The sequence below is a fragment of the Actinomadura monticuli genome (assembly GCF_041463655.1).
Taxonomy (GTDB): Bacteria; Actinomycetota; Actinomycetes; order Streptosporangiales; family Streptosporangiaceae; genus Spirillospora; species Spirillospora monticuli.
Genome location: NZ_JAXCEI010000002.1, coordinates 446670 through 471687 on the forward strand (window position 1 = coordinate 446670; position 25018 = coordinate 471687).

17 protein-coding genes are annotated in these 25018 nt (G+C 72.4%); 12 read left to right on the forward strand and 5 right to left on the reverse strand.

Annotation, left to right across the window (positions count from 1 at the left end; translation table 11 throughout):
• Window positions 1–53: 53 nt before the first annotated feature.
• The 4 genes from SM611_RS37600 to SM611_RS05605 all read left to right on the forward strand — a co-directional run bounded on the left by SM611_RS37600 (window position 54) and on the right by SM611_RS05605 (window position 8692).
• Complete coding sequence (locus SM611_RS37600) at window positions 54–4607, forward strand: glycosyl hydrolase 115 family protein (protein WP_443112126.1); 4554 nt, start codon at window positions 54–56, stop codon at window positions 4605–4607.
• A 155-nt stretch (window positions 4608–4762) separates the two neighbouring features.
• Window positions 4763–6544, forward strand: coding sequence for a glycoside hydrolase family 15 protein (locus tag SM611_RS05595; protein WP_443112127.1), 1782 nt, complete (start codon window positions 4763–4765; stop codon window positions 6542–6544).
• Between the two features lie 22 nt (window positions 6545–6566).
• The gene (locus tag SM611_RS05600) at window positions 6567–7619 is read left to right on the forward strand and encodes a glucose 1-dehydrogenase (protein ID WP_371947754.1); all 1053 of its coding nucleotides are present in this window, start codon (window positions 6567–6569) and stop codon (window positions 7617–7619) included.
• A gap of 116 nt (window positions 7620–7735) precedes the next feature.
• Window positions 7736–8692, forward strand: a complete 957-nt coding sequence (locus SM611_RS05605) for a DUF5954 family protein (RefSeq protein ID WP_371947755.1) — start codon at window positions 7736–7738, stop codon at window positions 8690–8692.
• A 193-nt stretch (window positions 8693–8885) separates the two neighbouring features.
• Here SM611_RS05605 and SM611_RS05610 read toward each other — a convergent pair whose 3' ends face one another.
• Entirely contained in the window at window positions 8886–9347 is a 462-nt protein-coding gene (locus SM611_RS05610) for an ATP-binding protein (protein WP_371947756.1), read from the reverse strand.
• A gap of 140 nt (window positions 9348–9487) precedes the next feature.
• On the opposite strand from SM611_RS05610, the gene SM611_RS05615 reads away from it, so the two are divergent.
• From SM611_RS05615 to SM611_RS05625, 3 genes are all read left to right on the forward strand, one after another.
• Window positions 9488–10300 (forward strand): helix-turn-helix domain-containing protein, encoded by an 813-nt coding sequence (locus tag SM611_RS05615; RefSeq protein WP_371947757.1) that lies wholly within the window; start codon window positions 9488–9490, stop codon window positions 10298–10300.
• A complete protein-coding gene (locus SM611_RS05620; RefSeq protein ID WP_371947758.1) occupies window positions 10297–10497 on the forward strand; it encodes a DUF397 domain-containing protein in 201 nt (66 codons plus the stop codon). The genes SM611_RS05615 and SM611_RS05620 overlap by 4 nt, the downstream gene beginning before the upstream one ends.
• Window positions 10498–10749: 252 nt before the next feature.
• Window positions 10750–12039: a phosphodiester glycosidase family protein gene (locus SM611_RS05625; protein WP_371947759.1), complete on the forward strand. Its 1290-nt coding sequence runs from the start codon at window positions 10750–10752 to the stop codon at window positions 12037–12039.
• Here the strand turns inward: SM611_RS05625 and SM611_RS05630 are convergent.
• Window positions 12036–12401 (reverse strand): winged helix-turn-helix transcriptional regulator, encoded by a 366-nt coding sequence (locus SM611_RS05630; RefSeq protein ID WP_371947760.1) that lies wholly within the window; start codon window positions 12399–12401, stop codon window positions 12036–12038. The genes SM611_RS05625 and SM611_RS05630 overlap by 4 nt on opposite strands.
• A gap of 106 nt (window positions 12402–12507) precedes the next feature.
• Between SM611_RS05630 and SM611_RS05635 the strand changes: the two genes are divergently transcribed.
• On the forward strand, window positions 12508–13134 hold the full coding sequence (locus tag SM611_RS05635) for an NAD(P)-dependent oxidoreductase (protein WP_371947761.1): 627 nt from the start codon (window positions 12508–12510) through the stop codon (window positions 13132–13134).
• A 23-nt stretch (window positions 13135–13157) separates the two neighbouring features.
• Here SM611_RS05635 and SM611_RS05640 read toward each other — a convergent pair whose 3' ends face one another.
• The 3 genes from SM611_RS05640 to SM611_RS05650 all read right to left on the reverse strand — a co-directional run bounded on the left by SM611_RS05640 (window position 13158) and on the right by SM611_RS05650 (window position 16535).
• Window positions 13158–14159, reverse strand: coding sequence for a TolB-like translocation protein (locus SM611_RS05640; protein WP_371947762.1), 1002 nt, complete (start codon window positions 14157–14159; stop codon window positions 13158–13160).
• Complete coding sequence (locus SM611_RS05645; RefSeq protein ID WP_371947764.1) at window positions 14156–15490, reverse strand: MFS transporter; 1335 nt, start codon at window positions 15488–15490, stop codon at window positions 14156–14158. Before SM611_RS05645 ends, SM611_RS05640 begins: the two co-directional genes overlap by 4 nt.
• 148 nt (window positions 15491–15638) lie before the next feature.
• A complete protein-coding gene (locus tag SM611_RS05650) occupies window positions 15639–16535 on the reverse strand; it encodes an alkaline phosphatase family protein (protein ID WP_371947766.1) in 897 nt (298 codons plus the stop codon).
• A 442-nt stretch (window positions 16536–16977) separates the two neighbouring features.
• Here SM611_RS05650 and SM611_RS05655 point away from each other — a divergent pair, with 442 nt between their 5' ends.
• The 4 genes from SM611_RS05655 to SM611_RS05670 are packed head-to-tail and all read left to right on the forward strand — an operon-like array spanning window position 16978 to window position 25014.
• The gene (locus tag SM611_RS05655; RefSeq protein WP_371947768.1) at window positions 16978–18525 is read left to right on the forward strand and encodes a TIGR02677 family protein; all 1548 of its coding nucleotides are present in this window, start codon (window positions 16978–16980) and stop codon (window positions 18523–18525) included.
• Window positions 18522–19736, forward strand: coding sequence for a TIGR02678 family protein (locus tag SM611_RS05660; protein ID WP_371947770.1), 1215 nt, complete (start codon window positions 18522–18524; stop codon window positions 19734–19736). Before SM611_RS05655 ends, SM611_RS05660 begins: the two co-directional genes overlap by 4 nt.
• On the forward strand, window positions 19733–23797 hold the full coding sequence (locus SM611_RS05665) for a TIGR02680 family protein (RefSeq protein ID WP_371947772.1): 4065 nt from the start codon (window positions 19733–19735) through the stop codon (window positions 23795–23797). The genes SM611_RS05660 and SM611_RS05665 overlap by 4 nt, the downstream gene beginning before the upstream one ends.
• Window positions 23794–25014 carry a TIGR02679 family protein gene (locus SM611_RS05670; protein WP_371947773.1) on the forward strand — a complete coding sequence of 407 codons (1221 nt, stop codon included), beginning with the start codon at window positions 23794–23796 and terminating at the stop codon, window positions 25012–25014. Before SM611_RS05665 ends, SM611_RS05670 begins: the two co-directional genes overlap by 4 nt.
• Window positions 25015–25018 lie beyond the last annotated feature (4 nt).

Genomic DNA, 25018 nt, shown 5'->3' on the forward strand with positions numbered 1-25018 from the left:
CTCGAAACTGTAGCGAAAAGTTTCGAGACCGCTCTCCCCTGAGGAGACCGCCGATGGGCCGATCCCCGCGGACGTGGAAAGTGCTCCTGACCCTGGTCCCCGCCGTCGTCGCCTTCACCGCCGTGCCCGCCGCCGGGCCCGCCGCCGCCGCGCCCGCCGCCGGACCGGCCGGTCCCCGCCCCGCCGACCCCGCGTCCTACATCTCGTTTCGCGACGGGCGCGGCCACTTCCCGCTCGTCGAGCACGGCAGGGCCGCCCCGCTGGTGGTCAGCGGCGCCGACCTGCCCGGCGTCGTGCGCGCCGTCGGCGACCTCCAGGCCGACGTCGAGCGCGTGACCGGCGTGAGGCCGCGGGTCGCGCGGGACGCGCCGCCGTCCGGCCGGGACGCCGTCATCGTCGGCACCATCGGCGAGAGCCCGCTCGTCGACGGCCTCGTCTCGGCCGGGAAGCTCGACGTGACGGGCATCGCGGGCAAGTGGGAGACGACCCTCGAACAGGTGGTGGAGGACCCGATGCCGGGCGTCCGCCGCGCGTTCGTGATCGCCGGCAGCGACCAGCGCGGGACGATCTACGGCGTCTACGACGTCTCGAAGAACATCGGCGTCTCGCCCTGGTACTTCTGGGACGACGTCCCGTCCGCGCACCGGCGCGCGCTCTACGTGAAGCCGGGCCGGCACACCCAGGGGACCCCGGCGGTGAAGTACCGCGGCTTCTTCATCAACGACGAGAACCCCGCGCTGAACCGGTGGGCGCCGAAGTTCTTCGGGAACGGGAAGGCGCCCGGCTTCCCCAACGGCTTCAACCACGAGTTCTACGCCAAGATCTTCGAGACCATGCTCCGGCTGAAGGCCAACTACCTGTGGCCGGCGGTGTGGGGCCGGGCATTCGCCGAGGACGACCCGCTGAACCACGCGACCGCGAAGGAGTACGGCGTCGTCATGGGAACGTCCCACGAGGCGCCGATGATGCGCGGCATCGAGGAGTGGAACCGGCACGCCGTCCCCGCCCAGCGAGACGAGGACGGCGACATCGTCGAACCGGGCCGCGACCCGTACGGGGGCACCGGCGAATGGAGCTTCCGCCGGAACGCCGACGCCATCGAGAAGTACTGGAGGGACGGCGTCCGGCGCATGGTCGACGACGGCTTCGAGGGCGTCGTCACCCTCGGGATGCGCGGCAACGGCGACGTCGGCCTGCCGGACGGCGACGGCATCGAACTGATGCGGGACATCATCGCGAGCGAGCGCGAGATCCTCGGCGACGTCACCGGCAAGGACCCGTCGGAGACCCCGCAGGTCTGGACGCTCTACAAGGAGGTGCAGCGGTACTGGGACCGGGGGCTGCGCGCGCCCGACGACGTCACGGTCGTCTTCACCGACGACAACTGGGGCAACATGCGCAAGATGCCGGACAGGAGCCTGCCGGCGCGCAGCGGCGGATACGGGCTCTACTACCACTTCGACTACGTGGGCGGCGGGCGCAACTACAAGTGGGTCGCCACCGCCCAGCTCGGCAACACGTGGGAGCAGCTGCACCAGTCGTACCAGTACGGCATCCGCAACCTGTGGGTCGCGAACGTCGGCGACATGAAGAGCAACGAACTGCCGCTCCAGTTCTTCCTCGATTACGCGTGGAACCCCGCCGAGTGGCCGCTGGAGAACCTCAGGGAATGGGAGCGGCAGTACGCCGCGCAGAACTTCGGGCCCGAGCACGCGGACGAGATCGCCGAGGTGCTCGACACGTACGGGAACCTCCAGGCGCTGCGCAAGCCGGAACTGCTCAACCGCCGCATCACCGTCGACCCGGGCAAGGACCTGCCCACCGATTCGGGCGCGGTCGTCTATGACGACCAGCAGACGCCGTTCTACCTGAACCAGTACCAGGAAATGGCGACCGTGACCGCGCGGTGGAAGCGGCTGGCGGCGCAGGCTGAACGGATACGAAGGCGGCTGCCGGACGAATACCAGGACGCCTACTACCAGCTCGTCCACTACCAGGTGAAGGCGACCGCGAACCTGTACGAACTGCGCGAGGCCGAATTCACCAACATCCTGTACGCGAAGCAGGGGCGGGCGGCCGCCAACGACTACGCCGACCTCGCCGAGGCCCGCTTCGCCGACGACCAGGAAATGTCGGAGCACTACAACACCCGGCTCGCCGGCGGGAAATGGGACGGTTTCCAGAGCCAGCCGCACATCGGCTACGGCGACGTCGAACGGTACGGCCCGAACGCGCCCTGGCAGCAGCCCGAGCGCGACAACGTGGCCCTGCCGGACGAGATCTTCCCGAAGCTCCAGCGGATCGAGGTCCCGGGCGGCACCGACATGGGCGTGGCGATCGACGGCTCCGACGCATGGTGGCCGGATGCGAAGTCCGGGGCCGTCCTGCCGGAGTTCAGCCCCTACCAGAGCGGTCCCGCCCAGTACATCGAGGTGTTCAACCGCGGGTCGGACGCGTTCGGCTACCGGATCGCCCCGGCCGAGCCCTGGGTGCGGGTCACCCCTGACATGGGACAGGTCGGCAAGCAGATCCGGGCCACGGTGTGGATCGACTGGTCACGCGCGCCGAAGGGCACGAGCCGCGTGCCCATCGAGGTCTCCGGCCCGCACGGACGCACCGTGACCGTCCAGGCGGTCGTCACGAAACCGGCGTCGTACAAGGCGCACGGTTTCGTCGAGGCCGGCGGCTACGTGTCCATGAACGCCGACCATTACAGTCGCGCGACCGACACGGCGGCGGCGCGATGGACGCGCGTCCCCGGGCTGGGCCGCACCGACGCCGGCATGGAGCCGTTCCCCGTCACCGCGCCCGGCCAGGAGGCCGGCAAGGGCCCGCGCCTCGAATACGACATGACGCTGACCACCACGGGGGCCGGTGAAGGTCTGGGCCTACCTGTCGCCGAGGAACAGCGTCCTTTCGCCGGAGGGCCTGAAATACGCCGTCTCCATCGACGACGAGCCGCCGCAGGTCGTGAACGTCACCGCGGCGACCGGCGCGAACGACACCACCATGAACAAGCAGTGGGAGCGGAACACGTCCGACAACGTGAACCGCACCGTCACGAGCCACACCATCACCGGATCGGGGACGCACACCCTGAAGTTCTGGATGGTCGACCCCGCGGTCGTCTTGCAGAAGATCGTGGTCGACACGGGCGGACTCAGGACCTCCTATCTCGGGCCCCCGGAGTCCCGGCGGGCCGGGTTTCGCTCAAGCCCCACTCTCTTAGGAGGAACGAAACCATGAGAAGAGCACTCACCGCGGTGCTGGGAGCAGTGTCGCTGCTCCTGGCGATGCTGGTGGCCGTCGCGCTCCCCGCGTCGGCGGCCCCCGGCACGCTCGGCGAGGCGGCGGCCGCCAAGGGCCGCGTCTTCGGCACCGCCGCCGCCCAGGGCCACATGGGCGAATCGGCGTACGCGACCACGCTCGACCGCGAGTTCAACCAGCTCACGCCCGAGAACGAGATGAAGTGGGACACCACCGAGCCGTCCCGCGACTCGTTCAACTTCAGCGCGGCGGACCAGCTCGTCGGGCACGCGCAGGCGCAGGGCATGGCGATCCGCGGGCACACGCTGGTGTGGCACAACCAGTTGCCGGGCTGGGTCAGCGGCATCTCCTCGCGAGACGACCTGCTCGGCGTGATGCGGAACCACATCGCGAAGGAGGCCGGCCACTTCGCCGGGAAGATCGACTACTGGGACGTGGTGAACGAGGCGTTCCAGGACGGTTCCGGTGCGCGGCGCGACTCGGTGTTCCAGCGCGTCATCGGCGACGGCTACATCGAGGAGGCGTTCCGGGCCGCTCGCCAGGCCGACCCCGACGCCGAGCTCTGCTACAACGACTACAACATCGACGGCCAGAACGCGAAGAGCAATGCCGTCTACGCCATGGTCCAGGACTTCAAGGCGCGCGGCGTCCCGATCGACTGCGTCGGGCTCCAGGCGCACCTGACCCTGGGGAACGTCCCGTCCGACATGCAGGCGAACATGCAGCGGTTCGCGGCGCTCGGCGTGGACGTCCACATCACCGAGCTGGACATCCGCATGAACACACCGGCGGACGGCTCCAAGCTCGCCACCCAGGCGAACGACTACAAGAAGGTCGTCTCCGCCTGCCTCGCCGTGTCGCGGTGCACCGTCATGACCGTGTGGGGCATCACCGACAAGTACTCGTGGGTCCCCGACACGTTCCCCGGTGAGGGCGCCGCGCTGCTCTTCGACGACAACTACGGCAAGAAGCCCGCGTACGACGCGGTCCTCGCGGCCCTCGGCGGCGAGCCCGGCGACCCGGGCGACCCCGGAGACGGCACCGTCACCTGCGCCTACGCCCGTACCTCGCAGTGGAACAACGGCTTCAACGGCCAGGTCACCATCACCGCCGGCGGCAGCGCCGTCAGCTCCTGGACGGTCGTCATGACCATGAACTCCGGCCAGTCGATCGCCGCCCTCTGGAACGGCAGCCCCAGCACGAGCGGCAATGTCGTCACGGTCAAGCCCGTCGGCTGGAACTCGGCACTGGCACCGGGCGCATCGGCCTCGTTCGGTTTCACGGCCAGCGCGCCGAGCGGAAATGTGGCGGACCCGTCCATCACCTGCAGCACACCCTGATATCCATCACCGATTCCGGCATCCGGCACGGTGGCAGCTCCCAGGTCGCCGTGCCGGCGCATTTCCGGATTCTCCGGCGACCGGAGCATGCATCCACTATCACGGGTAGGTCGGAGTAGGCCGGAGAACCGAATGCGGGGTGCGCCGTCTTGGCACTGAGGATCGAGGACTACGGGCTTCTGGGGGACACGCAGACGGCGGCGCTGGTCGGCCGGGACGGCTCGGTCGACTGGCTGTGCCTGCCCCGCTTCGACTCCCCCGCCTGCTTCGCCGCCCTCCTCGGCGACGACCGCGCCGGGTTCTGGCGGCTCGCCCCCGCGTCCGGCGGGATGTGCGCGCGGCGCCGGTACCGCGGCGACACGCTGATCCTGGAGAGCGAGTGGGACACCCCGGACGGCACCGTCCGGCTGATCGACTTCATGCCGCCGCGCGGCGAGGCCGCCGACGTCGTCCGGATCGTGGAGGGCGTCAGCGGGCGGGTCCCGATGCGCATGGAGCTGCGGCTGCGCTTCGACTACGGCCGGATCGTGCCGTGGGTGCGGCACCGCGAGGGCGAGCGCAACGCGATCGCGGGCCCGGACGCGGCATGGCTGAAGACGCCCGTCGAGATGGAGGGGCACGACCTCGGCACCTTCGCCGACTTCGCCGTGTCGCCGGGCGACCGGGTGCCGTTCGTGCTCACCTACCAGGCGTCCCACCTGCCGCGCCCGCGGGCGGTCGAGCCCGAGCGGGCGCTGACCGAGACCGAGCTGTTCTGGTCGGACTGGATGCGGGGCTACGACTACGAGGGGCGCTGGGACGAGGCGGTCCGCCGCTCGCTGATCACGCTGAAGGCGCTCACCTACGCCCCGACCGGCGGCATCGTCGCCGCCGCGACCACGTCCCTGCCGGAGCAGCTCGGCGGCCCGCGCAACTGGGACTACCGGTTCTGCTGGCTGCGGGACGCGACGTTCACGTTGCAGGCGCTGCTCGGCACCGGGTTCGTCGCGGAGGCGAAGGCGTGGCGGGAGTGGCTGCTGCGCGCGGTCGCCGGCGACCCCGCCGACCTGCAGATCATGTACGGCATCGACGGCACCCGGCGGCTCACCGAGTTCACCCTCGACTGGCTGGCCGGGTACGAGGGGTCGTCGCCCGTCCGGGTGGGCAACGCGGCGTCCGGCCAGTTCCAGCTCGACACGTGGGGCGAGGTCCTGGACGGCCTGCACCTCGCGCGGACCGCCCGCATCGAGTCGGACGAGAACGCCTGGGACCTGCAGCTCGCGCTGATGGACTTCCTCGAGGGGCACTGGACCGACCCCGACAACAGCCTGTGGGAGGTGCGCGGCGAGCGGCGCCACTTCGTCCACTCGAAGGTGCTCGCGTGGGCGGGCGTCGACCGCATGGTGCAGGGCGTCGAGCGGTACGGGCTGGAGGGGCCCGTCGACAAGTGGAGGGAGCTCCGGGAGCAGATCCACGGCGACGTGTGCGCCAACGGCTTCGACGCGGACCGCGGCACGTTCACCCAGTTCTACGGCTCGCGCGGGCTGGACGCGGCGCTGCTGCTCATCCCGCAGGCCGGGTTCCTGCCGTGGGGCGACCCGCGAGTGGTCGGCACGGTCGACGCGGTGCGGCGCGAGCTGTACCGGGACGGCTTCGTGCTCCGCTACGACACGGGCGCGGACGGCGGCGTCGACGGGCTGCCCGGCGAGGAGGGCTCGTTCCTGGCCTGCACGTTCTGGTTCGCGGACGCGCTGCACGGCATCGGCCGCACCGAGCAGGCGACCGAGCTGTTCGAGCGGCTGCTCGGCCTGCGCAACGACCTCGGGCTGCTGAGCGAGGAGTACGACACGACTACTGGGCGGCAGATCGGGAACACGCCGCAGGCGTACTCGCATGTCGGCCTCGTCAACACCGCGCGGCACCTGAGCGGCACCCGCCCCGCCGCCCGCCGGTCCTGAACGCCGTGGAAGGAGAAGCGCCATGCGCGCCCTGACCGTCCTGCCCCGCAAGCGCGGCTCGCTGGCTGTGACCGACGTCCCCGACCCCGAGCCCGGACAGGACGACCTGCTGGTCGACGGGCTCGCCGTGGGGGTGTGCGGCACGGACAAGGAGATCGCCGCCGGCGACTACGGGTGGGCGCCGCCCGGACGCGACCGGCTGGTCATCGGGCACGAGTCGCTGGGACGGGTGCGGGAGGCGCCGTCCGGGAGCGGCTTCTCCGCCGGCGACCTGGTCGTGGGCGTCGTCCGGCGCCCCGATCCGGAGCCCTGCGGGGCGTGCGCGCACGGCGAGTTCGACATGTGCCGCAACGGCCGGTACACCGAGCGCGGCATCAAGGAGATCGACGGTTACGCGAGCGAGGCGTGGCGGGTCGAGGCCGGCTACGCCGTGAAGCTGGACCCGCGGCTGGCGGAGGTCGGCGTGCTCATGGAGCCGACCACCGTGGTCGCCAAGGCGTGGGACCAGATCGAGAAGGTCGGCGGCCGGGCCTGGTTCGAGCCGCGCCGGGTCCTCGTGACGGGCGCCGGGCCGATCGGCCTGCTCGCCGCGCTGCTGGGCGCGCAGCGCGGGCTCGACGTGCACGTCCTCGACCGCGTGACGGACGGGCCGAAGCCGCGGCTGGTCGCCGGCCTCGGCGCGACGTACCACCACGACGGCCTGGAGAAGGCCGTCCGGGACTGCGAGCCGGACGTGGTCGTCGAGGCGACCGGCGTGTCCCGGCTGGTGTTCGGCGCGATCGCGAACAACGCCCCGTACGGGATCGTGTGCCTGACCGGCGTGTCCCCGGCGGGCCGCACGCTGAAGGTGGACGCGGGCGCGCTCAACCGCGACATCGTGTTGGAGAACGACGCGATCGTCGGGTCGGTCAACGCGAACCTCGGCCATTACGCGGCCGCCGCGCGGTCCCTGGCGAAGGCCGACCTGGACTGGCTGAGCCGCCTGATCTCCCGCCGCGTCCCGCTGGAGCGCTACGCGGACGCCTTCACCCCGCATCCCGACGATGTGAAGGTGGTCATCGAGCTGGGCGGGTGAGCGCGCGAAAAAGTGCTCGAATAAAGGCGGGCAATATCGTGCAATAGGGGCCAACCTGGCACGGGAATACGGGAAAAGGCGTGCGCGGGAACGGGCCGTCCCGCCAGGATGCGGGCATGTCCTTCGCGTTGATGCGCGGGTTCGACCACATCAACGTGGTCGCCTGCCTCGATCCGGTCGCGGCGGTCCGCGACCGGGAGCTGGGCGAGCGCATTCTGCGCTACCCGAAGATCTACTCCATCGGCTCGCCCGACTTCGGCCACGCGATACAGACCGGAGACGAATGGCGGATCGGATCGCTGGGCGCGGACGACCCGAAGACCGCCCGGTACAACCTCGCCATCGACCTGCGGACCGCCGCCCGCGACGAGCCGTGCCCGGCGACCGCCGCCGCCATGCGCGCCGCCGCCGGCCGGCTCGACCCCGAGGACGGCGAGCAGCTCGCCAAGGACGAATGGGAGATCGGCGACCACCGGTACCGGATCATCCGGGTGGAGCGGTTCGTCCAGTTCGGCGACCGCGTCCTGGAGCCGCCCCGCGCCACCGACGCCGACCTCGCGCCGGACGACCTGCTCCGCGACCACCCGATCGAGCCGGAGGCGCCGTGCGGGCACTGGGAGGCGCAACTGCGGCTGAACCTCGTCGCGTTCATGGCCGCGTCGGGCAGCGTCCCCGACGTCGTGCGCACCGAGGCGCGCCACGCGATCCACGCGCATCCCGGCGTCGTCGTGCTGCCGCCGACGTTCATGGTGGTGGAGCTGGAGGGCAACGGCTGGGGCCCGCTGACCGGCGGTGACACCCCCGACGACGCCCGCGAGCGGCTGGCGCGGCACTTCACGGGGCTGCTGCCGAGGCTCCGCGAGTTCGGCGGCGACCCCGCCACCGAGGACGAACTGGCCGAATGGTCCGCGATGGCCGAGGAGATCAGGGCCACGCCGGGCCACTCGTTCAGCGTCCGCGGGCGGGAGTTCCGCACCGTCCGGGTGGCGCGCATGCTGCGCCTCGGCCGCGACGGGCCGGAGGCCCCCCGCCCGTCCGACCAGGAGCACTACGACCTCCCCGCCGACGCCTGACCGGACAGCCGGCCCGTCGAGTCAGCCGATGTTCAGGTCTCCGTGCACGTCCCGGAGCTGAACGACCCTTCCCGCCTGGCCGTTGACGCGTAGGCGATCTGGAGGGGACGCGTGGCCGCCCGCCCTGCGGAGGTTGGGGGACCCACCAGGTCGGGGGAACCGGTGGAGACGCGCTCCGCAGGGCGGGGGCGGTCTATGAGCGCAGCGGGACGTGGGGCCGGTCCACGCGCTGCAAGGGCGCGAGGATCGGGCAGCCCGCCTCGCGCGCGGCACCCAGCATGTATCCGTGGTCGATCGCGATCCGCGCCCACACGGCTTTGCCTTCGCCCAACTCGAACCAGCCGCAGCCGCCGGAGGCGAACGCCTGAACGAGGATCAGGCCGCGACCCGACGTGCCGAACTCGTGGGGTTGCTGGACCACGGGCCGGTCGGGGTGGTCGTCCCACACGCACATCTCGACGCCCTGGTCGATCCGGCTGACCCACACGCGGATTTTCCTGCCCTCGCACAGCCGGGCCGCGTTGGACGCCAGCTCGCTCATGATCTGTACAGCGTCCCCCTCGAAGGCGCCGAGCCCCCAGGAGGCAAGCGCGCTCTTCACGAGCTCCCGTGCGAGATAGACGGTTTCCGGATAGGCCCGGAAGATCTCGCTCAATATGTTTTGTTGATTTTTGTCCATTATGGGTGTCGCGGACATCGGCCGCCCTCTCGCGGTTTGCGTTTCTGCCCACAGCCTGACGTCAGCGATTACAGTTGTCCCATTGCGTCCAGAGATCACAAGCTAGGAGATCTTGAATGGCAAGGGCCGACACCCTGGATCCGGACAACAACCCTTGGCACTGGCTGGCCGTTGACCTGCGAGTATGGCGACTTGAACGCAATCTGTCACAGGCTGATGTAGGACGCCTCTGCGGTGTCGATAATTCTCGGGTTGCCAACTGGGAATCGGCCAGCGCGAAACTACCGCAGACACACGCCGAAACTCTTGACCGAGTATGGAAGACTAAAGGGCACTTCGCCCGACTTCGCCGACTTGCAGAGTCCGCCCACGACCCGAACTGGTTTGATCAGTACACGCGGTACGAGGAGCGGGCCGAAGCGATCAGCGCCTATTCGGCGCTCGTCGTACATGCCCTCTTCCAAACCGAGGACTACGCCCGAGCACTCATCGAGGGCGCGCAGGTTGTTGATGATGTTGAGGGCGCTCTTGCCGTTCGCATGGCACGACAGCGGCTCCTCAACGCTCGCGAAGTCCCCGACCTGCGGTTACTCGTGCGGCAATCCGTCCTTGAAGACCCGGTGGGCGGACCCGACGTCATGCGAGCACAGCTTGGCCACTTGCTGGACTTGAGCCATCGCAGAGGGATTGTCGTGAGGGCTCTTCCGAAGGCCACAGCCGCGCACCCCGGGATTGACGGCTCATTTACGATCTTGAGGATCGGCCAGACGGAACACGGTTGGTCTCCCGCCGTTCACGGCGGGCGGCTCGTCTCCGACCCGGCGAAGATCAGGGACTACCGGCTACGGTGGGACCTCATAGGAGACGATGCCCTTTCCCGAGACTCGACTCGGAATCTCCTGCGTGAGCTGATGGAGGCCATGAGATGAACCCACCCGTATGGCGCAAGTCCAGCCGGAGCGGTTCGGGTGCCGGTGGAGGCCAAGACTGCGTCGAAGTCGCCGCCTTCGCAGAGGGGTGTGGCATCAGGGACAGCAAGGCCCCCGGCGCCGGGCACCTCTCACTCTCCTCGGAAAGTTTCGCTCGGCTCATCGCCGCTGCGAAGCGGGGAGAGCTGCACCTGTAGACGCCCCCTTCGTCCCCTCACAAGCACGCAACGGCCTCGCCTCTTGGCGGGGCCGCTGGCATGTCCGGGCTCTATGCCGCGTCCAGGCCAATGGGCGTAGCCGCCTATGCCCTTGCGCGTCTCGAGTCGCACTTGTGACCACGTCCCGTGGCGGGATACGCGATCTTCGGCGTGCTTTGGGCGGGCGATCGCTCGGGCTTCACCATTTGCGCGGCATGATCAGCGGGCTGGGGGTGTTGGGAGGGGGCGCGGGTGCGGCGGGTCGTGGTCGGGGCGGTGGTGGCGGGGGTGACGGTGGCCGGGGCTCTCCCCGTGCTCGCGGAGGACGCGCCGCCGCCGGGAGTGGACGGGGCCGGGTCCGGGGAGCGGGCGGGGGCGCGGAGGCTGCCGTCTTCGGCCGTGGTCGGGGAGGTGCGGTTCACCTCGTCCGAGAAGACGGCGCCGGGGGTGACCTTTCGGGCGTTCGAGACGTCCGGGGGCGCTGGGCGGGTGGTGGGTGATCTGCTGGACGTCGATCTGCGCGCCCCGAAGGTGTCCGTGGGGCTGTTGCGGCCGCCCGTGGTCGCCGCGCGGCGGACGGTGTCGGGCATGGCGGGTGCGCAGGGTGCGGTGGCCGGGGTCAACGGCGACTTCTTCAATGTGAGTGAGACGCGGCCAGGGGTGGTGGCGACCGGGTCGTCGTCCGGCCCGGCGGTGGACAGCGGGCGGCCGGTCAAGGGGGCGGTGCCGGACGGGCAGCGGTTCGGGCCCGCGCTGCCGCCCGGTGCGTCCAGCGAGAGCGTCATCGGCGTCGGGGAAGACGGGCGGGGGCATGTCGCGCGGCTGCGTCTGACCGGGAGCGTCCGGTACGGGAAGACGTCCGTCCCCCTGCGCGGGCTGAACCAGTACGCGCTGCATGTCGGGAGCGTCGGCGCGTTCGACTCGCGGTGGGGTGCGGTCTCGCGGCGGCGCGCGGTGTGCGGGACGGACGAGGTGCGCGGCGCTCCGTGCAGTACGGAGACGGCCGAGGCGATCGTCCGGCGGGGCGTGGTGGCGGGGGTGTCCGGCACGGTGGGCGCGGGGGCGGTGCCGGAGGGCACGACCGTCCTGGTCGGGCGGGAGAAGGGCGCCGGCGTGCTGCGCCGGCTCCGGGTCGGGCAGCGGGTGCGGGTCTCCTACCGCTTCACGGGGCCGGTCCGGTTCCGGTTCGCCGTCGGCGGGGTTCCGATCCTGCGGGACGGCGAGCCCCTGAAGGGCTTGAGCCCGGACGGCCCGGCGCCGCGCACCGCCGCCGGGGTGAGCCGCGACGGGCGGCGCCTCTACCTGGTCGTGGCGGACGGCAGGTCGGAGCGGAGCGGCGGGCTGACCGTCGCCGAGCTGGCGTCCCTCCTGGACGGGGTCGGGGCCGACGACGCCGTGAACCTCGACGGCGGCGGCTCTTCGACCTTCGTGGCGCGGGTCCCCGGCACGGTCTCGGCGGCCGTCCGCAACGCCCCGTCGGACGGGACGGAGCGTGCCGTCGCCAACGGCATCGGCGTGTTCCTTGCGGCCGATCCGGGCTAGAGGCTCCGCTCCCGCGCGTCGATCAGTTCGTCCCAGTGCTCGGCCGCCCACTCGCAGGCGAAGTACAGGGGTTCGAGCATGCTGCGGCCGAGCGGCGTCAGCGCGTACTCCACCCGCGGTCTCGGGTCGGCATGCGCCGTGCGTGAGATGAGCCCGTCCCGTTCCAGGGCGCGCAGCGATTGCGTGAGCACTTTCGGCGTGACGCGGTGGAGCGGGACGCGCAGTTCGGAGAAGCGGCGCGGGCCGTCCTCCAGGCAGCGCACGATCAGGGCCGACCACTTGTCGCCGAAACGGAAGGGCAGCAGCGAGGACGGGCACAGTTCGTCGAACATGTCCGCAGGCAGCGGCTCGCGGTGCGTCATGGTCCCTCTCCCGCCGGTCGGCCGGTGGCTGGTCTCGGTATCCGGGAGGTAACCGACCCCGCGGATACCTTTCCCGAGCATCGAGTCAACGGGAGGTATTCCAGCGATGGGAAAGATCGTGATCTTCGGGGCGGGTGGACGGGCCGGACGGCAGGCCGTGGCGGAGGCGCGGCGGCGCGGGCACGAGGTCACCGCGGTGGTGCGCGACCCGTCCGGCCACGGCGGCCTTGCGGGCGACGGCGTGCGGGTCGCGGCCGGGGACGTCACCGAGGCGGCGGACGTCGCCGCGCTCGCGGCCGGGCACGACGCCGCGATCAACGCGGCGGCGGTGATCGAACCTGTGGAGTTCTTCGCGGACGCGTCGCATGCCCTCATCGGGGGGCTGCGGGAGGCCGGGGTGGGCAGGCTCGTCGCGGTCGGGCTGGCATCGCTCCTGTCCGGCGCCGACGGCACCCGCCTGATGGACGCGCCCGGTTTCCCCGCCGAGTTCCGGCCCTTCTGCCTTGGCCACGCCGAGGGTCTTGAGGTCCTTCGTTCCGAGGGCGGCGCGCTGGACTGGGTGTATGTCAGTCCGGCAGGCGACTTCGACCATCAGGGGCAGCGCACGGGCCGCTACGAGATTCGCGACCACGGTGACCCCGCCGCCCGGATCTCCTACGCGGACTTCGCGCTCGTCCTGCTCGACGAGGCCGAGACCCCGCGGAACCGCCGCGAGCACCTCGCCGTGACCTGACGGGCTCCACGGCTCCGGCCTGATCAGGGGATCATGGCGGGTGACAGCGCGCGGCTGATGATCTTTTTGGGTGTGCCGGTGCCGTCGGCCGGGACCGACCACAGGTCGGTGCCGAAGTCTCCTGCCAGGGCGTAGACGACGGTGTCCGGGCCGAACCAGGTGGCCTGGTCGTCCACGCTGCGCTGCTCGGCGAGCGGGGTCTCGCGCATCGTCTTCAGGTCGAGGGCGTACAGCCGCCATGGCGCGCCCGATGAGGCCGGGCGCACCCGCTTCTTGAACACCAGTCGGGTTCCGTCGGGGGAGAGTGAGGGGCACTCCAGGTTCTCCCGCAGCGTGCGCACGCTGCGGCCGCGAACGCTGCCCTCCACCAGATAGGTCCTCCCGGCGGTGGCGAGCGTGGCGTAGAAGCGGTCGTCGTCGGCGAAGGTCACGCCCCAGAAGTTGACGTCCGCGGCCCGGTAGGGCTTGCCGTCCTTGGCGACGGAGAACGTCTCCAGGCTCGGCACCAGCGTGCCGGTGCGCACGTCGAGGATGCTCGCGCGCGTGGAGAACGCCAGCGACCCGTAGGAATCACCGCTGACGAAGACGGTCCAGGCGGCCATGTGCCCGCTGGGCGAGACCCTTGCCCGGGACGGCGTGCCCGCCAGCTCGATTCTGCGGACCTCGGTGAGGTCGCCGTCCAGGATCACCGCGGTGTAGGTCGGGACCACGCCGCCGTCGTTGCGCAGGCACACCCCGGTTCCGGCGGCGGCGTAGAAGCGTACGCAGCTCAGCCGGCCGTCGATCCGGCGTCCGCCCGGATCGGCGGCCGTGACCGAGGCGAGGTGGTCCTTGCCGGTGCCCATGCCGGTGTCGCGGAAGAGGATCCGCCCGTGGCCGGAGAGACTCAACCGCCCGTTCGTCCGGCCGGCGCCCGACCGGTCCGAACCGGAGCGGGTCGCGGCGTGCACGGTGTAGCCGACGGCGAGGCCGGCGAGCAGTACCGCCGCCACGATCAGCATGGTCGCTCGGGAACGGTTCGTCATGGGTTCCGGGTCTCCGGTCGCATCGGGGCGGCGGCGGCCGCGGCGAGCACCAGCGCCGTCGCGGCGAGCAGCAGAGCGTTGCGCGGCCCCCACCAGGTCCAGGCGGCGCCGAACCCGACCGAGCAGGCGAGACGCGCGGTCGCCTGCCCGGTCTGGAGGACCGCCAGCGCCCCGGCGCGCACGTTCTCGGGGAGCAGCGGGCCGGCCAGGGCCATCAGCACCCCGTCGGTCGCGGCATAGAACGCGCCGTGCAGCGCGAGGGCGACGGTCACCAGGACGGCTCCGCCGAGCGGCGACAGCAGCAGGCCGTAGACCACCAGCAGGCCGGCGTGCCCGGCCAGGAAGACGCGGAGCCGGCCGATCCGGTCGGAGACCAGCCCGAGCGGCACGGCCAGCAGCAGGAACGCGGCCGCCGTGCCGACCGGCAGCAGCGGGAAGAAGTGGGCCGGCAGATCGACCCGCCGTTGCAGCAGCAGGTAGACGAAGGAGTCGCTGAGGGTGGCGACGCCCAGCAGCGGCGCGCAGACGCAGATGCGGGCGAAGCCGGGCAGTCGCAGCGCCTGGAGGGTCACGCGGAGCGACGGCCGGTCCGTCTCGCCGGCCGGAGGCTCGGTGCCTCCGCCGTCGGGCGGAGTCTCGTCCCGCTCCCGACGGTCTCGCACGAAGAGCACGAGGACCAGCACACCGAACGCGGCGACGCAGGTGCTGACCATGAACACCGCGTCGTAGCCCTGTGCCGCCAGTGCCAGGATGCCGAACGCGACCAGCGGGCCGAGCAGGGCTCCCGCGGTGTCCATCGCACGGTGCACCCCGAACGCCCTGCCCTGCTCGCCGGCCGGGCTGGACAGCGAGATCAGCGCGTCGCGCGGCGCGGTGCGCAGCCCCTTGCCGGTGCGGTCGGCCGCGAGCACCGCGCCGATCACCGGCACGGTTCCCGCCACCAGCAGCGCGGGCTTGGTGATCGCCGACAGCCCGTACCCGATCCCGGCGACGAGCTTGCGCCGCCGCCACCGGTCGGCGGCGTGCCCGCCCAGCAGGCGTACGAGAGCGGTCACCCCGCCGTACAACCCGTCGAGGAAACCGAAGGCCAGCGGCGACAGCCCCAGGCCGGCGACCAGATAGAGCGGGAGCACGGCGGTGACCATCTCGGACGACACGTCCGTAATCATGCTGACGGCGCCGAGCGCGATGACGTTGGCGGCGACGAGCCGGCCCGCCCGGCCGGTCCGGCCGCCCGCCCCGGGGGATTCGGGAGAACCGCCCGTACCGCCGGCTCCGACGGGAACGCCGCGTGCCGCGTCCGCGGCACGGCCGGCCGACACGTACGCCATGGTGCTCCTTGCCTTGGGGTGCGGGGGCACTCCCCCCGCGCAGCCGGAGCGGGCCGGCACGCCGGGGGGCGTCGGATCGGGAGCCGCTCAGCGGCTCCCTCCGGTGCCCGCGGCCACGGACGCGCCGTGGCCGGGGACCGCGGTGGCGCTACTGCCAGGCCTCGGTGATCGGGCTGGCCGAGGCGGCGTTGCCGGCGTGGGTGGTGCCGTACATGTCCTCGATCGTGCGGAGGAGGTTGTAGTGGTTGTACTGGGTCGAGTAGGCGCCCGTCTTGACGCTCGCGCCGTAGAACACGGTCGCGATCTTGTTGCCGGACAGACTGTTGTCCTCGTCGAAGGTCACGACGAGCAGGCTGTTGTTGCTCTTGGCCCACGTGGCGTAGGCGCTCAGGTTGTTCTTGAGCCAGGTGTCACCGGTGCCGACCGAGCAGTCGTGCATGTCGTTGCACAGGTTCGGCACCACGAACGAGACCGTGGGCAGGTTGGCGTAGTTGGTCGGGAACTGCGACATCGTGTAGCCCGTGGAGGCCGGCACGTTGCTGAAGGCGAACCACGGGTTGTGCTTCTGGGCGTACTTGCCGGAGCTGCTGGTGCAGACCGTGGAGCCCTGCGAGGGCAGGCCCTCGTTGTAGCTGCCCCAGGTGCGGCCCGCCGCGATGACCTCCGCGCCGAGGTTGGCGGCGCTCTTGGATCCCGGCGTGACGCAGGAATCGTTGGTGACGCCCTGGGTGCCGCCGGAGAACATGGCGAAGTAGTTCGGCTGGCTCGGGTGGGTCTCGGCGTAGAACTTGGTGAACTTCGCGCCGTTGTTGGCGAGCGAGTTGATATAGGGGGCGCTGGAGCTGCCGATCACCTGGGAGTAGGCGTGGTTCTCGAACACCACGACGACCACGTGGGCGGGGGTGGGAACCGTCGCGGCCTGGGCGGTCTGGCCCAGGCCGGCGATGGCACCGAGGGCCATCAGGCCGGCGGCGGCGACGGCGCGCCGCAGGCGGCGGGGCCGGCGGGACTCGCGGGAGACGACCTGGGGATCTGGAACCTGCACGGAAACCTCCTGTGATGGGGGCCGAGCGGGGAGACAGGAAGGCGATCAAGACCGTTCGCCGTTGAAGCGGCTTCGCGCCCATGGCACCGTGTCACCACCCAGAAGCCTTCGTGTGGCGGTCGTATGGCCGCAGTCCGGCGCACAGGTTAACGGAGAGTCGGACATACCTGGAAAATCTTCGCCACAACCCCCGCAAGCCCCGAGGAAAGCGTCGTTCGCGGCCGCGTCCGGGTTCCCGGGAGCAGCGCGCGTTCGGCCCCGAGTGGGGCGAGGTGTCGCGGCAGCGCGCGATGTGCGGGACCGACCTGGTGCGGAGCGACCCGTGCAGCACGGACACCGCCGAGGCGACCGTACGGAAGGGCGTGGTGACGGGGGTCTCCGGCACGATGGGCGACGGTCTGAACGGGCGTGACCATCAGGCCCAAGGCACCACAATGGTGCGGTGACTGATCTGGACTCGGGGCCGGACGGGCCACTGCCCTTCGCGCATCTCAGCGCGCCGAACGCCGCCCTTTACCGGGACGTCCTGCGCTCGTTCGCGCGGGCCAAGGAGCGCTTCATCGTCCACCTGCGTCCGGAGGACGTGGCCGCGGAGCTGCGCCGCGACTCCGACGAGCAGCTCACCCAGGCGCTGGACAAGCTCGTCGAATGGGGCAACCTGCGCGCCGACGCCGACACCGGCCGCGTCACGACCGTCGAGGACTTCCACCGCAAGCGGTTCCTGTTCCAGCTGACTCCGGCCGGGCACGCCGCCGAGCAGGCCATCGCGTTCTACGAGGAGGCGATCGGGCAGCGCGGCGTCCTGCAGTCGGTGGCGCTGGCCGACATCGCCGACCAGCTCGCGGCCCTGGCGGCACTGGCCGACGAGCCCGGCCCGGACCCGGCCAAGGTCCATCTGCTGCTGCTGACGCTGGCCGAGCGGTTCTCCTCGCTGGCCGACAACGCGCAGGCGTTCATGGCCTCGCTGCGCCGGGCGATCGACTTCTCCGACGGCGATGTGGAGGGGTTCATCGCCTACAAGGAGCGGCTCATCGACTACATCAACCGGTTCATCGCCGACCTCGCCAACTCGGGCGCCCGGATCGCGGCGCTGCTGGCCGAAGTGGAGTCGCGCGGCCACGACCGGCTGCTGGCGGTGGCGGCGCGGCGCGAGGCGTCCGACGCCGTCCCGGAGGGCGCGGACGCCGCCGAGGCGTACGACCGCGCCGAGGCGGCGGCGCTGGAGTCGTGGCGCAACCGGTGGCGGGGCCTGCGCGACTGGTTCGTGTCCGGCGGGACGGCCCGCCCGTCGCAGGCGCGGCTGCTCCGCCAGTCGGCGGTGACCGCGATCAAGCAGTTGGTGGACACGGTGGGACTGCTGAACGAGCGGCGCTCGGGCCGGTCGGACCGGTCCGCCGACTTCCGGGCACTGGCCCGCTGGTTCGCCGAGGCGCCGGACGAGGAGGCGATGCACCGGTTGTGGCGGGCGGCGTTCGGGCTGACCTCCGCGCGGCACCTGACCGTCACCGCGGCGACCGTGGCGGCGTGGGAGGAGGAGGCTCCGCAGGGGCTGCCTTGGGCGGAGGCGCCGCCGGTGCGGGTCTCGCCGCAGCTGCGCCGGACCGGCTCCTACGAGCGGCGCGGAAAGCCCAACCGCGTCCAGGACCGGTCGGAACTGCGCCGGCTGCTCCGCGAGCGCGCCGACCGCGAGGCGGCGGAGACGGCGGCGGCACGGGCGCGGCTCCGGACCGGCGGCCCGGTGCGGTTGTCGGAGCTGGGCGTCCTGGACCCGCGGGCCTTCCGCCTGTTCCTGGCGCTGCTGGGGGACGCGCTGGCGGCTCGCCTGCCAGGTGAGACGGAGGTGAAGGCGCTCACCGGGGACGGGTCGATGGAGGTGCGGCTGTCTCTCGTCCCGGACGGCGGCGAGATCCGGATCGTGACCGAGGACGGCGTGCTCACCGGCCCCGAGCACATCATCGAGATCACCGATCTGAGCGGGGCGGGCACGTGAGCGACGACGACCTCGCTCGGCGGAGGTCGGCGCTGCGGGCGCTGCTGAAGCGACCGCTGCTGACGGTCGAGTCCGATCCGGAGGACCTCGTCCTCGTCCGCCGGCACCAGTCGGAACTGCGGAACTGGCTGAACCGGGAGACGGGCTGGCGCCTCCAGGTGGACGCCGAGACGGCCCGGCTGTTCAAGACGGCGCCGGCGCTCGACGACGGGACGCATCCGGCGCGCGGCAAGGCCGGCGAGCCCTTCGGGCGGCGCCGCTACGTCGTGCTGTGCCTGGCGCTGGCGGTGCTGGAGCGCGCCGACGCGCAGACGACGCTCGGCCGGCTCGCCGAGGAGGTGCTGAACGCCGCGGCCGAGCCGGACCTGGCGTTCCCGTTCACCTTGGACAGCCGGGCGGAGCGCGCCGACCTGGTCGCCGTGGTGCGGCTGCTGCTCGGCTGGGGCGTGCTGCGGCGGGTCTCCGGCGACGAGGAGTCGTACCTGTCGGCGTCCGGGGACGTCCTGTACGACGTGCGGCGAGTCGTCCTCGCGTCGCTGCTGACCGGGGCGCGCGGACCGTCCACGGTCACCGCGGCGGGGTTCGAGGAACGGCTCGCCGAGCTGACCGGCGAGCCCGTCCCCGACACCGACGAGCTGCGCAACCGGGCGCTGCGGCGCCGCCTCACGCGCCGGCTGCTGGAGGACCCGGTGTTGTACTACGACGACCTGGACGACGCCGAGCGCGGCTACCTCGTCTCCCAGCGCATCGCGATCACCCGCCGCATCGAGGAGGCGACCGGTCTCGTGCCCGAGCTGCGGGCAGAGGGGGTCGCCATGGTCGATCCGGACGACGAACTGACCGACGTGCGGATGCCCGAGCAGCGCACCGACGGGCACGTGACGCTGCTGGTCGCCGAGCACCTCGCCGGGCGTTCCGAGGCTGGGCGCGACGAGCTGGAGTCTTTCGTCCGGGACGCGGCGGCGCGGCACAAGTCGTTCTGGCGCAAGGGCGTGACCGAGCCGGGTGCCGAGTCCGAACTTCTGGACATCGCGCTCGGGAAGCTGGCGGCGCTGCGGCTGGTGGAGGTGCTCCCGGACGGCCGGGTCCGGGCGCTTCCCGCGATAGCGCGGTACGCCGTCGATGAGCCGACCGTCCGGGAGCCGGGGCGGTCGCGGGGCGGCATGGGGGATCGTCCCCCCGCAGGTAACACGAGAAAGGCGGAAAGGTGACACAGGCGCCCCTGCCGACGTCGGAGCGCTGGAAGCCGCTGCGCGCCGGGCTGGTCGACATGTTCTACTACGACGTCGAGGAGTTCCGGTTCCATGACGGGCGGCTGCTGCTGCGCGGCAACAACGGCACCGGCAAGTCGAAGGTGCTGGCGCTGACGCTGCCCTTCCTGCTGGACGGCGAGCTGTCCCCGCACCGCGTCGAGCCGGACGGCGACCGGCAGAAGCGGATGGAATGGAACCTGCTGCTCGGCGGTAAGCATCCGCATCCGGAGCGGCTCGGCTACACATGGCTGGAGTTCGGCCGGCTGCACCCGGACGGGACGCCGGAGTACCGGACGCTCGGCTGCGGGCTCAAGGCGGTGAAGGACCGCGGCATCGTCCGGCACTGGTTCTTCGTCACCCCGCAGCGGGTCGGCGCCGGTCTCTCCCTCGTCTCGGAGACCGGCGTGTCGCTGACGCGCGAGAAGCTCCGTGAAGCGGTGGACGGCCACGGCATCGTCTACGACCGGGCGTCGGACTACCGGCGGGCCGTGGACGACGCGCTGTTCGGGCTGGGCGAGCACCGCTACGAGGCGCTGGTCAATCTGCTGATCCAGCTCAGGCAGCCCCAGCTGTCGAAGAAGCCGGACGAGCGGCTGCTGTCGCGGGCGCTGACGGAGGCGCTGCCGCCGCTCAGCCCGGCGCTGATCACGACGGTCGCGGAGGCGTTCCGGGGCCTGGACGAGGAGCGGGACGCGCTGCGCGCCCTGGAGGAGGCGCACAAGGCGGCGACGGACTTCCTCGGGCATTACACCCGGTACGGCCGGATCGCCGCGAAGCGGAAGGCCGCCGGCCCCCGCCTCACGCAGAGCAGGTACGAGCACCTCAACCGCGACCTCGCCGAGGCGGAGACGCGGTTCGCGGCGGCCGAGACCGAGTTGACCGAGGTGGCCGGGCTTCTGGACGCGCTGGCCGCGGAGAAGACCAGGCTGGAGGCGCGCCGGCAGGCGCTGGAGGCCAGCCCGGAGATGCGCGACGCCGAGCGCATCGAGCAGATGGGCGAGGAGGCTCGGCGCCGGGACGCGCACGCGAAGGCGCGGGAACGCGACCGCGACGAACTGTCCGGCGAGGCGGCGCGCAAGCAGGCCAGGGCCGAGACGACGCGGTCGCGCGCGGACGACGCCGAGTCGTCCTTCGGCGCCGTCCGGGACCGTTCGGCGACGCTGGCGGCGGCCGCCGGATGCGGCCCGGCGCACGCCTCCGCCGTGGACGGCTGGGAGGCCGGCCTCACGGAGGCGCGCCGCGCGACCGGCGCGCTCGCCGACGACCGCTCCCGCGCCCTCACCGAACTCGACCGGCTGATGGCGGCGGTCACCGCCGCGCGGACCCGGCTGGAGACCGCCACCGCCGAAGCGGAACGGCTGGTCGGCGAACTACAGGCCGCGGCCGAGCGGATCTCCGCGGCGGAAACGGAGACGCGGGCGGGCGCGGCGGACCTGCTCGACGCCTACGTCGCCTACCTGGCCGGGCTCGCCGAGATCCAGGTGGACGACCCGGACGCGGTCCTGGCGAAGCTGGAGGAGTGGGCCGAGACCGCCGACGGACGCAATCCCGCGGCGACCGCCGTGGACGACGCCGCCCGCGAGGCCACGGCCGTGCTCGGCGGCCGGGTCGCGGACGCGGAGTCCCGGCTGCGGGCCGAACGCGCAACCGAGACCTCGCTGCTGGAGGAGATCGGGCGGCTCGAGGCGGGCGGGCATGACGCGCCGCCCGTCCCGTACACGCGCACCGCGGCCCGGGAGGGCCGGCCGGGCGCGCCGCTGTGGAAGGTCGTCGACTTCGCCGAGACCGTGCCCGCCGACCACCGCGCCGGGCTGGAGGCCGCGCTGGAGGCCTCCGGCATCCTCGACGCCTGGGTGACGCCGGACGGCGCGCTGCTCGGCGCGGACGACACGTTCCTGCTGACCGGGGAGGCAGTGCAGGGGCCGTCGTGCGCCCTGGTGCTGCGTCCCGCGATCGACCGCGCCGACCCGCGGGCCGCCGCGCTCACCGCTGACGCCGTGCACGCCGTCCTCACCGGGCTGGGGCTCGGTCCGGGCGCGCGGACGTGGGTCGCGGTGGACGGCCGGTGGGCGAACGGCGTCCTCGGCGGTACCTGGCGCAAGGACAGCGCCGGCTTCGTCGGCGAGGGCGCCCGCGAGGCCGCCCGCCGCGCCCGCATCGACCGGCTTCGCGCCGACCTCACCGAGACCCGGTCCCGGATCAAGGCGCTGGGCACGGAGCTGGACGGCCTGGCGGCGCGGCGGGAGACGCTGGCCTCCGAGCACCGGGCCGTTCCCCGCGACACCGCGCTGCGCGAGGCCCACGTCCGGCTCGCCGGCGAGCACCGCAGGCGGCGGGAGCTCGCCGGCGAGCTCACGCGCGCGGAAGAGGCCGTGGCACGGCGCCGCGCGGAGGTCACGGCGGCGGCGGAACGGGCCGCCGAGTTCGCCTCCGACGTCGGCCTGCCCGACGGCGAACCGGAACTGGCGCGGGTGCGCGAGGCGGTGGACGGCTACCGGATGGCGCTGGCGGAGCTGTGGCCCGCCGCGCAGACACTGCTGGCCGCGAGGGAGTCGGCCGGGGAGGCGGCCGAGGAAGTCGCGCGCGTGCGGGAACGGCTGGCGGAGGAGGCGGAGCGGGCCGCGCAGGCGCGCGGGCAGGCCGATGCCGCCGCCGAGGCGCACCGGGCGCTGGTCGAGACGGCGGGCGCCGCCGTCGACGAGCTGTTCCGGCGGCTGGAGGAGGTCAAGCGGGCCATCACCGACCGGGACGGCGCCGAGTCGCGGGCACGCGACCGGGAGCGGTCGGCGGTCGCGGAACGCGGCAAGGCCGAGGAGGCCCGCGACAGGTTGCGCGAGCAGATCACCGAGGCGGCCGAGATCCGCGACAAGGCGGTGGCGGAGTTCCGCGCGTTCGCCGCGACCGGCCTTCTGGCCGTGGCCGTGCCCGCCCTGGACGTCCCGGACCCGTCCGAGGAATGGGCGCCCAACCCCGCCGTTCTCCTGGCCCGCGCGGTCAACACCGAACTCGACGCGGTGGACGACGGCGATGGCCCGTGGGACCGGGTCCAGAAGCGGGTCTCCGAGGAGCACAAGCTGCTGTCAGACGCGATGTCCCGGCACGGGCACTCGGTCGGCCTCACCGTCCACGACGGGATCATGGTCGTGGACGTCCTGTTCCAGGGCCGCACCCGCGACGTCCCCGGGCTCGCGGAGGCGCTCGACGCCGAGACGGAGCAGCGCGCCCGCCTCCTGTCGGCCCGCGAACGGGAGATACTGGAGAACCACCTGCTGAACGAGGTCGCCGGCACCCTCCAGGAGCTCATCGCCGCCGCCGAGGACGAGGTGCGGGAGATGAACGCCGAGCTGACCTCTCGCCCGACGTCCACCGGGATGCGGCTGCGGCTCGTCTGGAAGCCCGCGAAGGACGCCCCCGAGGGCCTCGACCGCGTCCGGGAGAAGCTGCGGCAGACCATCGACGCCTGGTCGATCGACGACCGCGCCGCCGTAGGCCGGTTCCTCCAGGAGCAGATCGCGCGCGAGCACGCCGACAACCCGGCGTCCGGCTGGACGGAGCAGCTCACCCGTGCGCTGGACTACCGGTCGTGGCACGCGTTCACGATCCAGCGCCTCCAGGACGGCCAGTGGCGCCCCGCGACCGGCCCCGCATCGGGCGGCGAACGGGTGCTGGCCGCTTCGGTGCCCCTCTTCGCGGCCGCGTCCGCGCACTACAAGTCTGCCGGCAACCCCCACGCGCCCCGCCTCGTCGCGCTGGACGAGGCGTTCGCCGGCGTGGACGACGACTCCCGCGCCAAATGCCTCGGCCTGCTCGCCACCTTCGACATGGACGTGGTCATGACCAGCGAACGTGAATGGGGCTGCTATCCGCAGGTGCCGGGCCTGTCGATCTGCCAGCTGTCCCGCCGCGACGGCATCGACGCGGTCCTGGTGACCCCCTGGCGCTGGGACGGCCGCGAACGCACCCGCGCCGACCTGCCCGACCCGGAACCGGCGACCGGGCAGGCGGACATCTTCGGGTGACGGACGCCGACCGCCTCCGCCGCCTGCTCGGCGGGCCGGACACCGCGTGGCTGGTGCGGCGCGTCCGCTCCCGCCTGGAACGCGGCACGCCGCTCACCGGCAAAGTGACCCTGGCGCGGGCCACGGCCGCCGAACGCCGCGCTGCCGAGCTGCTGCTCGGCCGCCGCGCCGGCACCGGGACGTCGCTGTCGCTGTCGCTCCCCGAGGTCGACCGCGTGCTGCGCGCCAGCGGCGCGTCCCCGGACGGCCTGGCCGCCGCCGTCGAACTCCTGGACGGCCCCGTCCGCGACCTGGCCCGCGAGAACGCCTCGATCGCCGCCGCGTGGCGGGACGCCTTCGCCCCGCTGGACGAGGCCCTCGCCTCCCGCCCCGAACTGGCCGAATGGCGCGCATGGCTGGACGCGACCGGCCTCGTCCGGCGCCTGACGTCCGACCCCGCCGAAGCCGCGGACGTGCTCCGCCGCCTCGCCGCCGTGCTGCGCCGCCTGCCGTCCCCGGACATCCCCCTCGGCCGGTTCGCCGCCGAGACCTGCGGGCACGCCCACGCCCTGGACGACGGCCCGCTCGCCACCCTGGCACTCTCGTCCGCACGCGCCCTCGCCGACCTGCCGTTCCGCGCGGACGGCGGCGCCGAGTCCCGCCGCGAGACCTGGGCGGCCGTGGGCGTGCACCTGGACGAGCTCTCCTCCACCGTCCTGTGCCTCGGCCTGCCCGGCGACGCGCACACCCCCATGGGCCGCATGCTCGCCGCCATGCGCGGCGAACCCGTGTCGCTCACCCTCCGCCAGCTCCGCCGCCACACGGCTCCCATGCGGGCAGACCTCGTCCGCATCTGCGAGAACCCGGTCGTGGTGGCCGCCGCGGCCGACGCGCTGGGTTCGGCCTGCCCGCCGCTCGTCTGCTGCAACGGCCGTCCGTCAACGGCGGTCTGGCGCCTGCTCGAACTCCTGGCGGAAGGCGGCGCCGAGTTCGCCTACCACGGCGACTTCGACTGGGGCGGCGTGGCGATCGCCGCCGCCGTCCACACCCGCATCGGCTGGCGCCCCTGGCGCTACGACGCGCCCGCCTACCTCAAGGCGGTCTCGGACACCCCCCTGACGGGCCGTCCCGTCCCGACCCCCTGGGACCCGCTCTTGGCCGCCGCGATGAGGGACCGCGCCGTCCGAGTGGAGGAGGAGCAGGTTCTCGCCGGCCTCCTCACCGACCTGGCCACCTGACGGC

Excerpts from the sequence above, each read along its gene's own strand:
- SM611_RS37600 (WP_443112126.1), top strand. The coding sequence starts at position 54 with ATGGGCCGATCCCCGCGGACGTGGAAAGTGCTCCTGACCCTGGTCCCC.
- SM611_RS05600 (WP_371947754.1), top strand. The coding sequence starts at position 6,567 with ATGCGCGCCCTGACCGTCCTGCCCCGCAAGCGCGGCTCGCTGGCTGTG.
- SM611_RS05605 (WP_371947755.1), top strand. The coding sequence starts at position 7,736 with ATGTCCTTCGCGTTGATGCGCGGGTTCGACCACATCAACGTGGTCGCC.
- SM611_RS05615 (WP_371947757.1), top strand. The coding sequence starts at position 9,488 with ATGGCAAGGGCCGACACCCTGGATCCGGACAACAACCCTTGGCACTGG.
- SM611_RS05620 (WP_371947758.1), top strand. The coding sequence starts at position 10,297 with ATGAACCCACCCGTATGGCGCAAGTCCAGCCGGAGCGGTTCGGGTGCC.
- SM611_RS05630 (WP_371947760.1), bottom strand. The coding sequence starts at position 12,401 with ATGACGCACCGCGAGCCGCTGCCTGCGGACATGTTCGACGAACTGTGC.
- SM611_RS05635 (WP_371947761.1), top strand. The coding sequence starts at position 12,508 with ATGGGAAAGATCGTGATCTTCGGGGCGGGTGGACGGGCCGGACGGCAG.
- SM611_RS05640 (WP_371947762.1), bottom strand. The coding sequence starts at position 14,159 with ATGACGAACCGTTCCCGAGCGACCATGCTGATCGTGGCGGCGGTACTG.
- SM611_RS05645 (WP_371947764.1), bottom strand. The coding sequence starts at position 15,490 with ATGGCGTACGTGTCGGCCGGCCGTGCCGCGGACGCGGCACGCGGCGTT.